8 protein-coding genes are annotated in these 15,324 nt (G+C 68.7%); 5 read left to right on the top strand and 3 right to left on the bottom strand.

The genetic code is table 11. The features are described 5' to 3' along the window. Window positions 1-18 precede the first annotated feature (18 nt). Window positions 19-261, top strand: a complete 243-nt coding sequence (locus LA521A_RS01435) for a hypothetical protein (protein ID WP_281780615.1) — start codon at window positions 19-21, stop codon at window positions 259-261. 273 nt (window positions 262-534) lie between these two features. On the opposite strand, the gene uvrD is transcribed toward LA521A_RS01435, so the two are convergent. Further along, window positions 535-2,727 (bottom strand): DNA helicase II, encoded by a 2,193-nt coding sequence (gene uvrD, locus LA521A_RS01430; protein WP_281780614.1) that lies wholly within the window; start codon window positions 2,725-2,727, stop codon window positions 535-537. 64 nt (window positions 2,728-2,791) lie between these two features. Between uvrD and LA521A_RS01425 the strand changes: the two genes are divergently transcribed. Beyond that, window positions 2,792-3,796 (top strand): M61 metallopeptidase family protein, encoded by a 1,005-nt coding sequence (locus LA521A_RS01425; protein ID WP_281780613.1) that lies wholly within the window; start codon window positions 2,792-2,794, stop codon window positions 3,794-3,796. Window positions 3,797-3,909: 113 nt separating this feature from the next. Here LA521A_RS01425 and LA521A_RS01420 read toward each other — a convergent pair whose 3' ends face one another. Continuing rightward, window positions 3,910-4,464, bottom strand: coding sequence for a TIGR00645 family protein (locus tag LA521A_RS01420; protein ID WP_281780612.1), 555 nt, complete (start codon window positions 4,462-4,464; stop codon window positions 3,910-3,912). A gap of 162 nt (window positions 4,465-4,626) precedes the next feature. Between LA521A_RS01420 and LA521A_RS01415 the strand changes: the two genes are divergently transcribed. After that, complete coding sequence (locus LA521A_RS01415) at window positions 4,627-5,322, top strand: glutathione S-transferase N-terminal domain-containing protein (protein WP_281780611.1); 696 nt, start codon at window positions 4,627-4,629, stop codon at window positions 5,320-5,322. Between the two features lie 41 nt (window positions 5,323-5,363). Then, entirely contained in the window at window positions 5,364-7,574 is a 2,211-nt protein-coding gene (locus LA521A_RS01410) for a dipeptidyl aminopeptidase 4 (protein ID WP_281782158.1), read from the top strand. Window positions 7,575-7,642: 68 nt separating this feature from the next. On the opposite strand, the gene LA521A_RS01405 is transcribed toward LA521A_RS01410, so the two are convergent. After that, a complete protein-coding gene (locus LA521A_RS01405; protein ID WP_281780610.1) occupies window positions 7,643-13,324 on the bottom strand; it encodes an alpha-2-macroglobulin family protein in 5,682 nt (1,893 codons plus the stop codon). Between the two features lie 153 nt (window positions 13,325-13,477). Here LA521A_RS01405 and LA521A_RS01400 point away from each other — a divergent pair, with 153 nt between their 5' ends. Further along, entirely contained in the window at window positions 13,478-15,304 is a 1,827-nt protein-coding gene (locus LA521A_RS01400) for a DUF885 domain-containing protein (protein WP_281780609.1), read from the top strand. The last annotated feature ends 20 nt before the right edge of the window (window positions 15,305-15,324 follow it).

The following is a 15,324-nucleotide window of genomic DNA, read 5'->3' as shown; positions in this document are numbered from 1 at the left end:
AACGGAGGAAACACCGGAGTGTCCGGGAAAGAAAGACGCAAGCCCAAGCCGGCGCCCGACGCCGCTGCGTTGCGGGCCGGCCTGACGCCGGAGCAAACCCGCACGCTGGAACAGCTGGAGCACTTCCAGTGGACGCTGGAGTTCGTGCGCCGGCCGCTGTTCCAGGATCCGATGCCGGTGCTGTTCGACCGCGAACGCAAGCGCTGCGTCGCGCTGCTGCCGGACGGCTCGCTGGATGAGTCGCCCAAGTTGAGGAAGTGAGGGGCGACGACGCCTTCCGTCTCCTCCCACCGTCATCCCGGCGAACGCCGGGACCCAGGCCGGAAGCCCGTCCGCGCGCGTGCCCTTTTACCGAGCTGGAACCCGTCTTCTGTGGCTGCCGAAGCTCAGGCCAGAATCTAGATGGGTTCCAGCTTTCGCTGGAATGACGACGATGCGGGGTGCGGGCCCGCCGCCCTTGGATCCGTCACAGGCCTGGATCCCGGCCTTCGCCGGGATGACGGGTATTGGTGAGGTGTGCGCCCTGCGCCTGCGTCACGCCGGCTGCAGGTTCGCGTACGCCAGCACGAGCCACTTGCTGCCGGCGTCATCGAAATTCACCTGCACGCGCGCATGCGCGCCGCTGCCCTCGTAATCGGTAACGGTGCCCAGCCCGAACGACGGGTGCTTCACCTGCGAGCCCAGCCGCACCGCCGGCTGCTCCAGTGGCGCATGGCCGCGACTGGCGCCCAGCACGCCGCGCTGCACGCCGCCGCTGTATGGGCGCGACACCTGCACCTTCGGGCGCACCTCGTTGAGCAGCGGCGCCGGGATCTCGCGAAGGAAGCGCGACGGCACGCCGTACATGTCGGCGCCGTGGATGCGCCGCGACTCCGCATAGCTCAGCACCAGCTTCTGCCGCGCACGGGTGATGCCTACGTAGGCGAGGCGGCGCTCCTCCTCCAGGCGACCGTACTCTTCCGTGGAGCGGCCGCTCGGGAACACGCCCTCTTCCATGCCAGCCAGGAACACCAGCGGAAACTCCAGCCCCTTCGCGCTGTGCAGCGTCATCAGCTGCACGCCTTCCTCGCCGGCCTGCGCCTGGCCTTCGCCGGCTTCCAGCGCGGCGTAGCTGAGGAAGGCGACCAGTTCCGGCATCGCCGCCGCATCTTCATCGTCCGTGCGCGTGAAGCGCGAGGCGACAGAGACGAGTTCGTCGAGGTTGTCCACGCGCGAATCCAGCTGCCCGCGCGACTCGTTGAAGTAATGCTCGCGAAGCCCCGAGCGGATCAACGCATGGTCGATCTTCTCCGGCAGCGTCATCGCGCCCAGCTCGTTGTCGAGGTCGTCGATGAGCGCGAGGAAACCCGCGACGGCGTTGCGCGCACGCGCGGTCAGGCCGTTCTCGTTCACGATGCGGCGCGCGGCTTCCCACAGCGATACGGCGTCGGCGCGTGCGCGACGGCGCACTTCGTCCAGCGTGCGCTCGCCGATGCCGCGCGTCGGCGTGTTCACGGCGCGCTCGAACGCCGCGTCGTCCAGGCGCGAGGCGATCAGGCGCAGGTACGCGAGTGTGTCCTTGATTTCCGCGCGCTCGAAGAAGCGCAGGCCGCCGTACACGCGGTACGGCACCTGTTCGGACAGCAGCGATTCTTCGAACGCGCGCGACTGCGCGTTGCTGCGATAGAGGATGGCGACCTCGCCGTAGCTGCCGCCATCGCGCACCCATTGGCGCAGGCGTTCGACCACGAAACGCGCCTCGTCCATTTCGTTGTACGCGGCGTACAGGTCGATTGGCTCGCCCGTGCCGCTGTCGGTCCACAGGTTCTTGCCGAGGCGATCGGGGTTGTGCGCGATGACCGCGTTCGCCGCTTCCAGGATGTTCGCGCTGGAGCGGTAATTCTGCTCGAGGCGGATCGTGTGCGTGCCGGAGAAATCCTTCAGGAACCGCTGCATGTTCTCGACTTTCGCGCCGCGCCAGCCGTAGATCGACTGGTCGTCGTCGCCGACGACGAACACGTGCCCGGTGTCGCCGGCGAGCACGCGCACGAACGCGTACTGGATGGCGTTGGTGTCCTGGAACTCGTCGACAAGGATCTCGCGGAAACGGTGCCGGTAATGGGCCAGCAGCGCCGGGTTGTCGCGCAGCAGTTCGTGCGCGCGCAGCAGCAGCTCGGCGAAGTCGACCAGGCCGGCGCGTTCGCAGCGCTCCTGGTAGGCCTCGTAGCATTTGTGCATCACGTCGGCCCACGGATCGCCGCTGGTGGGCTGCAGGTTGTGCGGGCGACGGCCTTCGTCCTTCTGCGCGTTGATCCACCACACGATCTGGCGCGGCGGGAAGCGCGTCTCGTCGAATTCCAGCGCCTGCACGACACGCTTGACCAGACGCAGCTGGTCGTCGGAATCGAGCACCTGGAAGCCTTCGGGCAGCTTGGCTTCCTGCCAGTGCAGGCGCAGCAGCCGGTGCGCGAGGCCGTGGAAGGTGCCGATCCACATGCCGCGCGCGCCATGGCGCAGCTGGCCGTCGACGCGGTGGCGCATCTCGCCGGCGGCCTTGTTGGTGAAGGTCACCGCGAGGATGCCGTGCGTGGGCACGCCGTGGACTTCGTTCATCCAGGCGATGCGGTGCGTGAGCACGCGGGTCTTGCCGGAGCCGGCGCCGGCGAGGACGAGGTAATGACCGGGCGGGGCGCTGACGGCCTCGCGCTGCGCTGGGTTCAGCGCGTCGAGCAGGTGGGAGACATCCATGCGGGTATTGTAGCGGCGGCGGTCTCATGGCCCGCGTCGCGGGCGTTCACGATGGAGGAGCTGAATGCGTCCGAGCCGATCGATGCGCATCGCAGCGGGACTCGCGCTCGCCGGCGCGGCAGTCGTCGGCGTGGCGCAGGCGCCCGCACCCGATGCCGAACGCACCCTGCGTGCGGGCGACACCGAGCTGCGCGTGAGCGTGATCGGCGTGGACGACGCGCGGCGCCGCCGGCAGCTGCAGGACTGGCTCGCCGAAGTCGCGCACGCGCAGCTGACCGCGTTCGGCCGCTACCCGCTGCACAGCGCGCGCGTGCGGATCGAGCAGGTCGACCGTGAGGAAGCCCGCGGCGACGAGAGCCCCGTGCCGTGGGGCCAGACGCTGCGGCGCGGCGATGCGGCGGTGCTGCTGTTCGTGCGCGACGACGCCTCACTGGTCGAGCTTCGCGCGGACTGGACGGCGATCCACGAACTCTCGCACCTGTTCCATCCGTACCTGGGTCGCGACGGGCGCTGGCTGTCGGAAGGGCTCGCGAGCTATTACCAGAACGTGCTGCGCGCCCGCGCCGGGCTGCTGTCGCCCGAGCGCGCGTGGGAGCTGTTGGAAGCCGGCTTCGGCCGGGGCCGCCGCGAATCCAGCGGCGCGCCGCTGATCGAACTCAGTCGCGAGCACGAAGGCACGATGCGCGTGTACTGGGCGGGCGCGGCGTTCTGGCTGCAGGCCGACGTCGCGTTGCGGCGCGACCACGCATCGAGCCTGGACGCCGTGCTTTCGCAGTATTCGGCCTGCTGCCTCAGGGGCACGGGCGAAGTCGCGCCGGCGGAGTTCCTGAGCGAGCTGGACCGGCTTTCCGGCACAACGGTGTTTTCGGCGAACTACGCGCGATTCGTGCAATCGCGCGAGTTTCCGTCGGTGGATGGGGTGTATCGCGACCTCGGCATCACGCGGCGGGGCGACGCGCTGGTGTTCGGCGACGAAGGCCGCGCCGCGGCGTTGCGGCGCGCGATTACCGCTCCCTTCACTGCGACGGCGGGCGAAGGGATGAAATCAGCGGCGGGAACGCCACGGTAGCGTCGGGAAGGTCCAACGCGCGGCCGCTCGCTACGTGCGCGTGAGGTTTCACCGGCACCACTCCGCGGCCCCTCATCCCAACCCCTCTCCCGCCGGGAGAGGGGCTTCCAAGCTCAATGCGCCTTGTGCTTCACCACCGCCTGCGCCATCAGCTTGTCGGTGTACGCGATGCCGATGGCGGACAGGATGAACACGCAGTGGATGATCGTCTGCCACATCACGCCGTCGGTGGTGTACGTACTGTTCGCCGAACCCAGGCTGCCGATGGCGATGAACGTCTTGAGCAGGTGGATCGAGGAGATGCCGATGATCGCCATCGCCAGCTTCACCTTCAGCACGCTCGCGTTGACGTGGCTCAGCCATTCGGGCTGGTCGGGGTGGCCTTCCAGCCGCAGGCGCGAGACGAAGGTCTCGTAGCCGCCGACGATCACCATCACCAGCAGGTTGGAGATCATCACCACGTCGATCAGGCCCAGCACCATCAGCATGATCTGCTGCTCGGTCCACTGCGTGGCGTGCAGGATCAGGTGCCACAGCTCCTTCAGGAACAGCACCACGTACACGCCCTGCGCGAGGATCAGCCCCAGGTACAGCGGCAACTGCAGCCAGCGCGAGGAGAAGATCAGGGCCGGAAGCGGGTTCATCGGGGCGGGACGCGGATCGGACATGCGGCGCTCGGTCGGAAAGGGGCCGGCTAGGGTAACGGCGGGCCATGACAGCCGCCAATCGACGATGGCCTGTCTTTGGAGTGAGCATCGCGTTCCGCCGGACCGGGCACACCGCCCCTGCCCTTACACTGGACGGCCCCCACCCCGCCGGAGCCCCAGCCCATGATCGACCTGCACTACTGGCCCACCCCGAACGGCCACAAGATCACGATCTTCCTCGAGGAAGCCGGGCTGGACTACACGATCCATCCGGTCGACATCGGCGCCGGCGACCAGTTCAAGGCGGAGTTCCTGAAGATCTCCCCCAACAACAAGATGCCGGCGATCGTCGATCGCGAACCCGGCGACGAGGGCATGCACATCAGCGTGTTCGAATCCGGCGCGATCCTCGCCTACCTGGCGAACAAGACCGGCCGCTTCGTCCCGCAGGACCTGCGCGGCCGCACCGTCGTGAGCCAGTGGCTGCACTGGCAGATCGGCGGCCTGGGCCCGATGACCGGGCAGTACGGCCACTTCCACGTCTACGCGCCGGAAGACATCGCCTACGCGAAGGACCGCTACCGCCGCGAAGTGCTGCGCCTGCTGGGCGTGCTCGACCGCCAGCTGGAAGGCCGCGAGTTCATCGCCGGCGAGTACTCCATCGCCGACATGGCCGCGCACCCGTGGATCAATCCCTACACGAAGGCGCCGCTGGACCTGACCGAATTCGCCAACGTCCGCCGATGGCACGACGCCGTCGCGCAGCGTCCGGCGGTGAAGCGCGCCTACGCGCTGGCCGACCAGTACGGCGCCAAGCGTGAGATGACGCCGGAAATGCACAAGATCCTCTTCGGAACGCCCGCCAACTCCAACGAATGAACAATCTCACCGTTCGCGGCCTCGCCGCCTGCCTGCTCGCCATGTCCGTCGCCATTCCCGCACACGCCGCTCCCGCGCAACCGGCTACCGCACCGGTCAAGCTCACGCTCGAAGCCCTCGCCGGCGACGCGCCGCTGTCCGGCCCCAGCCTGATGAAGGCGAAGATCTCACCGGACGGCAAGCGCGTGACGTTCCTGCGCGGCAAGGACACCAACCGCAACCGGCTGGACCTGTGGGCGTACGACATCGCCAGCGGCCACACGGCGAAGCTGGTGGATGCGGACGACATCCTGCCGGGCGATGAAGTGCTCAGCGACGAGGAGAAGGCGCGCCGCGAGCGACAGCGCATCGCCGCGCTCAGCGGCATCGTCGATTACCAGTGGGCGCCCGACGGCCGCTCGCTGCTGTTCCCGCTGGGCGGCGAGCTGTACCTGTACGACCTGTCGAAGACCGGCAAGTCGGCGGTGCGCAAGCTCACCAGCGGCGAAGGATTCGCGACGGATCCGAAGATCTCGCCGCGCGGCGGCTTCGTCAGCTTCGTGCGCAACCGCAACCTGTGGGCGATCGACCTTGCGACCGGCAAGTCGATCCAGCTCACACGCGATGGCAGCGAGGTCATCGGCAACGGCGTCGCGGAATTCGTCGCCGACGAGGAAATGAACCGCCACACCGGTTACTGGTGGGCGCCGGACGATTCGGCCATCGCCTTCGCGCGCATCGACGAAACGCCGGTGCCGGTGCAGAAGCGCTACGAGGTGTATCCGGATCGCACCGAAGTCGTCGAGCAGCGTTACCCCGCCGCCGGCGACCGCAACGTGCTGGTGAAGCTGGGCGTGATCCAGCCGGCGGCGAACGCCGCGCCGAAGTGGATCGACCTGGGCAAGGAGCAGGATATCTACCTTGCGCGCGTGGACTGGCGCGACCCGCAGCGGCTGACGTTCCAGCGCCAGTCGCGCGACCAGCACCTGCTCGAACTGATCGAAGCCGACCTCGCCAGCGGCCGCCAGCGCGTGCTGCAGAAGGAAACCAGCACGACGTGGGTGCCGCTGCACGATGACCTGCGTTTCCTCCAGGACGGCCGCATCCTGTGGAACAGCGAGCGCAGCGGTTTCGAACACCTGTACGTGCTGAGCGAGGACGGTTCGAAGGCGACTGCGCTGACGTCCGGCGAGTGGCCGGTGGACGGCGTGCTCGCGGTCGATGAAACCGCCGGTTACGTGTACTTCGCCGCGGGCAAGGATTCGCCGCTGGACGCGCAGGTGTATCGCGTGCCGCTCGCCGGCGGCGCGATCGAACGCCTGTCCAGGAGCGACGGCACGCATGCGGCGAGTTTCGCGGCCAATGCGAGCGTGTACGTCGACAACTGGTCGAGCCCGACCACGCCGCCGCAGCTGGAGCTGTTCCGCAACGACGGCACGCGCATCGCCGCGCTGCTGAAGAACGACGTCGCCGACCCGCAGCATCCGTACGCCAGGTACGCGGGCGCGCATCGCCCGATCGAGTTCGGCACGATCCAGGCCGCCGACGGCAAGACGCCGCTGCACTACAGCCTGATCAAGCCCGCCGGCTTCGATGCGGGCAAGCGCTATCCCGTCGTGGTGATGGTGTACGGCGGCCCCGCCTCGCAGACGGTGAAGCGCACCTGGGCGCCGGACTTCAACCAGTACCTGGCGCAGCACGGCTTCGTGGTGTTCTCGCTCGACAACCGCGGCACGCCACGACGCGGCGCGGCGTTCGGCGGCGCGCTGTACGGCAAGCAGGGCACGGTGGAAGTCGCCGACCAGCTGCGCGGCGTGGAATGGCTGAAGTCGCAGCCGTGGATCGACGGCTCGCGCATCGGCGTGTACGGCTGGTCCAACGGCGGCTACATGACGCTGATGCTGCTGGCGAAGGCCTCGAACCAGTACGCCTGCGGCGTCGCCGGCGCGCCGGTCACCGACTGGGCGCTGTACGACACGCATTACACCGAACGCTACATGGGCCTGCCGAAGGCGAACGTCGCCGGCTACCAGGAAGCGCGCGTGCTCGAACACATCGACGGCCTCACCTCGAAGCTGCTGCTGATCCACGGCATGGCCGACGACAACGTGCTGTTCACCAACTCCACCGCGCTGATGAGCGCGTTGCAGAAGCGCGGCCAGCCGTTCGAACTGATGACCTACCCGGGCGCGAAGCACGGCCTGAAAGGCGCCGACAACCTGCACCGCCTGCGCCTGACGGAGAACTTCTTCGACCGGTGTTTGAAGCCGTAAGCGGATCGACGCGAAAGAACGAAAGGGCCCGGCATGCCGGGCCCTTTTTTGTTGCGTGCGACCAGGCTTCAACGCTCCTGGGCGACGATGCGGATGCGCGCCGCTGCGGTACGCGCGGTGCCCGCGCCGCCATACATCGGTTCAGCTACCGCGGGCGCGGCCAGGTAATCGCCACCGTTGCCGGCCAAGGCGAAGTAATGCACTTCATGGTGGCCGGCGGGCAACGTTTCCGCGTAGAACTTCGGCGCGCGGGCATCCAGGCGGCGCGTGGCGAACGCGCCGCTGCCGGTATCGGACACGCGCTCTATATCCCGCACCACGACGCCGGACAGGCTCAGGTCGGTCGGGCGCAGTCCGCCCGGCACCTGGTCGGTGATGGCGATGAAGCGGCGTGTTGCGCTGTTATCGATCGCCAGCGTGATCCTGATCCACTCGCCTTCACGAACTGCGCCACCGCGCAGAAGTTGCCACTCGCCGCTGCGGAAGACCGCGTAGCGACGCGCGATCGCCAGCCCGATCGCCGACGCCTGGGCGACGCGCGCATCTTCCTGGTAGCGCAGTTCGGCGATGAAACCGGTGGGCGTTTCGCCCGAGGACCCAGGGGCCGCCGCGATGCGCAGCTGCCCGGCTTGCGCAAGTGGCGCGACCCATTGCGTATTGCGTTCGCCGGAACGCAACCGCAGTTCGCCCTGCGCGCTGCCGAGTTCGACACGCGCCGCCGTGTCGCCGCCAGCATCGCGCGCGTTCCGCTGGAGCGCCATCAGGCAGGTCGCGCCGCTCTGCGTGTCGACGCTGCGCGTGCCGCCATACAGGTCCATCAATCCCGCGACGAGCGTGCGCCGCACCTCGGCCGTCGCGGCGTCGGGCTTGCGATCGAGCAACGCGATCAGGTTGCATTGCTCGCGCAGGTCCGAGCTCATCCATTGGTCCTGCCAGTCCGCCGCTCGGAACGAACGCGCCCCGCCATGCTCCGCGGTGGTGGCGATCAGCCGCTGCTTCGCCTGGGTGGCGGCCGCATGCGCATTGCCCTCCAGCGCACGCGCGGTCGCGACCTGCGCCGATAGCGGCAGGCGATCCCACTGCCGCCACAGCGCGTCGAGCTGCGCGGGTTCGACATCGGTGCGGACCGCCGCCGCGAAGGCGAAGCGCGACAACGCCAGCGTGGCGGCATCACGTGACTCGCCCGGTTCGGCGAGTGGCTTCACGTGTTCGAGGAACCCGGCTGCGTTCTTCTCGATAGCGTCCTGCACCGGATGCCCCAGGCTGCGCAGCACGGCGAAGGCCTCGACGGTGTACGCGGTCAGGACGGTCTTCGACGCCGGATCGCTCCAATCGTGTGCGCCGGTGAAATAGCGGAACCCACCATCCGAGTCCTGGAAGACCGCCGCGTTGTCGATCGCCTCGCGCACGACGGCGGACGCATCGCTCCACGTCGTATCGCCGCGTTGGAGCGCCAGCGCCGCCGCCACCGCGCGGCTGAGGATCTGCTCCCAGCAGCGATGCGGATACGCCTGCATGTAACGCGTCCAGTCCTCGACCATGCCGGCTACGCCGTGCTGGAGGGAGACGTGGACGCTGGCATCGGACGCGTTCGCCGGCAATGTCGGGATGTCGAGCTCGACGGGTGCATCGCCCAGCCAGCCGGCCAGCACCTTGCGCGCGGCGATGCGCGGCGTTGCTACTTCGATGGGCTGCGCGACGGCGTCGTGCGCGTCGGCCGAAGATGCGCTCGCCACGGCGGTGATCGTGCCCACCTCCTGCGGCGCGATGACGCTGCCGAAACTTCCCTGCCCGCCCGGTGCGAGCCGCAGCGTGGCCTGGCGGTCCGTCGGCGCATTCGCACCTTCGAAACGCAGTGCGGCCTGGACGTCGGTCGCGTTATCGCCGGTCTGTCGCACGTGCGCAATCAGGCGCGACTGGTCGCCCGGATACAGTCGCACCGGCGCCTGCAGGCGCGCTTCCAGTGGCAATCCGGTTTCCAGCGTCGCTTCGGTCATGGCGAAGCCATCGTCGGCGTCGCTGCTCCACACGACCGCACGCCAGCGCGTCAGGTTATCCGGCAGCGTCACCTCGACGATGCGCGTCTCACCCGGCGCAAGACGCAGATCGGGATGCCACGCCGCGGTGTCGGCGAAACGGGTGCGGACGCGCGCCAGGGCCTGCGCGTCGCGCGATTCGTTTCCGCGCTGCTCGGGCGCCTTCAGCGTGCCATCGGGCGCCTTGGCTTCGCGCGATTCCAATTGGGCGCGGGTGATGCGCGAGCCGGTGACTTCGATCCGGTCGAGCGTCGTGTTGCCGGCGACCTCGTTGAAGCCCGCGGGCGCATCCAGCGGCGAAGGATCGTCGACGATCACGGGCGGCTCCCCCGGCGGCGGCGGAAGCGGCGTTCCGTTCCAGGAGGCCGCGCCGGAGTCGGAGCCGCGTGTGTCTTCGGGCCACGGAAGCAGGTAACGCCATTTAGCGTCATCGACGAAGTCGCCGAAACCCGCCGGATCGAGGCGGCCGCCGTGGCCCAGCGCGCCCAGCAGCGAGGCCCCATGCGGATTGGCGTATTCCAGCCAGCGCTGCGCGAGCGAGCGAAGCGCGTCGTCCATCACCGACAGCGCGACATCGCGCTCGGCCGCGCTGTCGTTGTGCAGCACCACGCGCGCCTGCATGCCCGGTTCGGTGCGCCCCGGTTCGAAGCGAACCGACACCGGCGCCGGCTTCGCGTCGGGCTCCGGGAGGGTCGGCACGCGCGCATCGGCCGTTTCGACCTCCACCGGCGTGCGCTCGTCGTCCTGCCCGTCCGACACCTCCAGGTCGGCGTCGCGCACGTACACGTGCACCTGTGAATGCGGGGAGTCCACGCGGGGCAGTTCGAATTGCGCGACGTTGCCGGCGACCGTTTCGACGCGGTAGTCCTCGATCCGGTCGTGACTGGCTATGACGAACAGCGCGCGCGCCCGCTCGAACGGCTGGCGCAGCGTCGCCTGTAGCGTCGCGCCATCCGCCTCGGCGGCGATCTCCAGTGCGGTTTCGTCGATGTCCGCCTGCATCGATTCACCGCCGAGCCACAGGTAGCGATCCAGCTGCACCGGTGCGGCGTCACCGCTGTGCGCGGTGAAGCGATACAGACCGCTGCCAGGCCGCGGGAAGTCGCAGCGGGTCGCAACGCCTGCGCGCAGCGCGCATTGCGTCAGGCGCCGCGTGTTCGCGTCGTCGTCGGCGAGGGACAGGAACTCCACGTCCACCGTGATGGCGGCATCGGGCATCGCATGTCCCGCCGCATCGACGACGACACCTTCCAGCTGGATCGGCGCATCGCCCCGCGGCCACGCCGGAAGAGTGCGCAGGCCGACGAAGGCCGGATAGCGCGCGTACAGCACCGAGCTGTCGCTCGCGACGGTTCCCTCGCGACCCTGCGGTGCGACTTCCGTCGACAGCGCCAACATGCCGAACGGCGGGCGTCGCGGGTTGCTGTCGCCCGGCAGCGTGGCGTCCAGTTGCGATCGTCCCTCGCGATCGAGCGTGTCGTCCGCGCTGGCTGCGTCGACATCGATCGAAACGCGCTCGTACGCGTCGTCGTCGCTGTTGATGAACCGGTACGCCGCGTAGTCCGGGTAGGCCTCGGCGAAGCCGAACGGTTCGATCGTCAGCTCGAGATTCTTTATCGCGATGCCCGCGGCGGTTCCACCTGAGTAGTAGCCGGCTCTCAGCCACGCGGTGAACCGCTGGCCATCGCGCAATACGCCGGGCGTTACGGACAGCTCGGCCCACAGGTCCTGCGCGCGGTAGACGCCGACGTAGAAGCAGGCGCCTTCGGCGCCGTAGCCGCGCTCGCCCGGCGCGCCGATGCAGTACGTGCCATCGGTGAGGTGGATGGGCAACCGTAGTTCGCCGGCGATGTCGCCGGCGGCCGACGGGATGGCCTGCCATTGCGTGATCGTCTTGCCTTCGTTGTCGTCGTGCAGCCGCAGCGTCAGTGGTGCCTCGGCGCCGACCGCCTGCAGTCGCGCGCCGTTGCGGTCGCGGCGCCACAGCCGGTAATGCACGGTATCGCCGGGCCGGTACATCGGCCGGTCGCTCACGCCCCAGGTGACGCGCCTGAGCGCGTGGCCAAGCTGGCCGGACCAACCCGTCTCCAATGGCAAGACGGCGCGCCGGCCATGCCAGCGCTGTCGCGCGCGCACCAGCCACGTCGCTTTGGAGGGTTCGTCATCGTTCTGCGGCAACACGACATCGTCGGGCAGGCGCAGCAGCGCAACACCGTCCTTGCTGGTGGTACCGCGCGCGACCACACGGAAGCCGTCTTCCGCACGTTCGCGCAACAACAGTTCGACGTCCGCGCCGGACACCGCCGCATCGCGTTCCCACTCGTTGGCCCAGACCAGCACCTCGCGCACGCCTCGCACGGTGTACAGGTCGAACGCGGGGGCCGCGAACTGCACCGGCCCGGTGGATCCGTCGAAGTCGCCTGCCCTCCGCTCGGTTCGCTCCGGCGTCCAGCTCACCCAGCCGCCATCGGCAAGCGTGCGCCGCGCGACGGACGAGGCGGCCTCGACGGTTGCGTCCTTCATGCCGCGAACGTGGACGGTCTCGTGGCGCGCGCGCGCACCCACGCCGTCCACGTCGATGGCGATATCGCCTGCATTGATCGCCTTCAGCCGCGCAGACGAAGGCGCGCCGGAGACCAGCAGCGCGGCGGTCCTGGGCGCCACCAGTTGCGGTAGCGCCGCATCGGTCTGGACGTCGATACGCACTGGCGCCAGGCGTTCGTTGTCCTCGCCACGCAGATCGCCCAGCGCGAGCGCGTAAGCGTCATGGGCGGCCTGCGCCTCCAAGGCAAGCCAATCCCCTGGTGCGCGCTGCACGCCGTCCGTCGAAGCCGAATGCCACCAGCGTTGCGGCGCAACCGTCAGCCCCGCAGGCAACTGCCGGGTGACGGTATCGCGCGCCTGCAGTGGAAGCCGGCGCGAGAACTCCAGCCGGATCGGTGCGCCGGGCAGGCAGCGCGCGAGGATCGAGCCGCCACGATTGGGCGCATCGACCAGACCCTCGCGCCTCGGACACACGAGCCGTCGCACAGCGAACGGCTCGTTCGCCAACGCCTTCAGAAGCGTGGCTTCCTGCGTGCCGGGCAACGGGCCTTCGGTCGAACGCAACCCAGGCGCGACGTCCAGTTGCAGCGTCCGGTTGGCGCCATCGATCCGTGGCAGGTGGATGCGAAAACGCGCGAACCCGCGTTGCCACCGTTCCGACGCAAGCCGCGTCGGTAACGGCAATGCGACCGCTTCGCCGTCGATGCGCAGGCGCAGCGCTGCCTGCAATGCCTTTGGCGCGACTTGCGCGGAGGACCACACCGTGATCGACGGCGCGCCGTGGCGCCACTCGTCGATCGATGCCCGCACCGTAGGACGTGCGGTCTCGGCAAACAGCGTTCGTGCCGGAAGGCGCTTGCCGTCCCAGGTCTTCAGGCCGGCATCCAGATCGATGCGGTAGCGCGTGGCGCCTTTCGGGGCCGTTTCGAAGGCGCAGGCCAGTCGGGTTTCGCTGTCCCAGCGACAGGTCCTGGGCTGGTCGGGCTGCAGGCGCACACCGGCATCGCCGACGCGGTTGTCCCAGGCCTGCACGGCCTGCGGGAAGTCGATGACCAGCTGGTCCGACGCGGTGAAGCGCGCTTCGGGAACCGAACCCTGCGCGCGCGCGGGCAAATGGGCGAAACAGAAGACGGCTGCGAGGCAACCGACGACCAGCGTCTTGCGGAACATGCGACTCCCTGCGGCCGGCGGTCGCCGGCATTCCATCCCCGGGGCGACGATAGCGCATCGCCTGCGCGCAGCCGGAGGGCGGTATGACCTTCGGGGCTGGGCTGCGCGCGACGGAGCCTCCATCCTCGCCCCGTCCACCACACATTGCCTCCCATGACCAAGCCGCTGACCCTCGCGATTGCCCTGTCCCTCACCCTCGCCATCGGCGCGCCGCTGCTCGCCCACGCCGCGCAGCCGGCCGCCAAGCCCGCCGCGACGAAGCCCGCCGCCGCCAAACCTGCACCGGCGTGGGTGGCCAAGAGCAACGAATACGCCGACATCCTGGTGAAGGCGCAGGCCGAGTTCGCGCCGGAGGGCATGTCGTTCCTCGGCGTGCCGGGCTACGACGAGCGCGTCGCCGACTTCAAGCCGCAGAACGCGGAGCGCTTCCGCGCCGCGACGGCGAAGGCACGTAACGAGCTGAAGGCGAAGCTCGCCACCGAACGCGACCCCAACGTGCGCCAGGACCTGGAAATCATGATCCAGGCCGCCGACGACAACATCCTCACCAGCGAACTCACGCAGCGCCTGATGCTGCCGTGGAGCGACGTCGCGCAGACGATGTTCGGCGGCCTGCAGTCGCTGCTGTCGGACCAGACGCCGCCGGAGCGTCGCGCGAAGGCGCTGGAACGCCTGCAGAACTACGTCGGCCAGGGCGCCGAGAAGACGCCGGTGACCGAACTGGCGATGGCGCGCTACACCGAAGCCGCAGCGAATGCGAAGCTCGTGCCGCCGACGAAGCTCGAAGTCGAGCAGGCGCTGACCAACATCGCCACCTACGCCGACGGCATCCGCAAGCTGTTCGCCAAGTACAAGGTCGAAGGCGCGCAGCCCGCGCTCGCCGCCATGGACACGCAGCTCAAGGCGTACGGCGACTGGGCGCGCGCGAACGTGCTGCCCAACGCGCGCACCGACACGAAGCTGCCGCCGGAGATGTACGCCAACAGCCTCAAGCAGTACGGCATCGACATCGATCCCAAGGTGCTGCTCCGCCGCGCGCAGGTCGAGTTCATGGAGACGCGCGCGGCCGCGCAGCAGCTCGCGCCGCTGGTGGCGAAGGCGAACGACCTCGACGTCGCCAACCCGCGCGACTACGTGGCCGTCATCAACGCGCTGAAGAAGCGCAACATGCCCAACGACCAGCTGGAAGCGCGCTATCGCGCGGTGATCGACCAGATCGATCCGATCATCCGCAAGGAGAAGATCGTCGACGTGCCGAACCGCCCGATGGTGATGCGTTTGGGGTCCGAAGCCGAATCGGCGCAGACCTCGGCACCGCATTTCCTGCCGGCGCCGTTGATCGGCAACACCGGCCAGCAGGGCCAGTTCATCCTGCCGGTGTCCGTGCCCACCACCGATGGCAAGGCGCTGCAGTACGACGACTTCAACTTCGATGCGGTGCGCTGGACGCTGTCCGCGCACGAGGGCCGCCCAGGCCACGAGCTGCAGTTCACCGCGATGGTCGAGCGCGGCGTCTCGCTGGCGCGCACGATGTTCGCGTTCAATTCGGTCAACGTGGAAGGCTGGGCGCTGTACGCCGAAGCCGAAATGGTGCCGTACGAACCGCTCGACGGGCAGTTGATCGCGCTGCAGTTCCGCCTGATGCGCGCGGCGCGCGCGATGCTCGATCCGATGCTGAACCTGGGCATGATCGATCGCGAAGCCGCCGGGAAGATCCTGCGCGAGAAGGTCGGGCTGTCCGAAGCGATGACCAAGCAGGAACTGGATCGCTACACCTTCAATACGCCGGGCCAGGCGGGCAGCTATTTCTACGGCTACACCCGCATCCTCGAACTGCGCATGGAGACCGAGATCGCGCTGGGCGACAAGTTCGACCGCCTCGCGTTCAACAACTTCCTGCTCGACCAGGGCCTGCTCCCGCCGGACCTGCTGGCGAAGGCGGTGCGCGAGCAGTTCATTCCGGCGCAGTTGAAGAAGTAAGTCCGCCCCGGCGCCAGCCC

This window comes from Lysobacter auxotrophicus, assembly GCF_027924565.1.
Classification (GTDB): Bacteria; Pseudomonadota; Gammaproteobacteria; order Xanthomonadales; family Xanthomonadaceae; genus Lysobacter_J; species Lysobacter_J auxotrophicus.
Note: the sequence above shows the minus strand (reverse complement) of the source record. Positions and strands in the feature narration are given on the sequence as shown.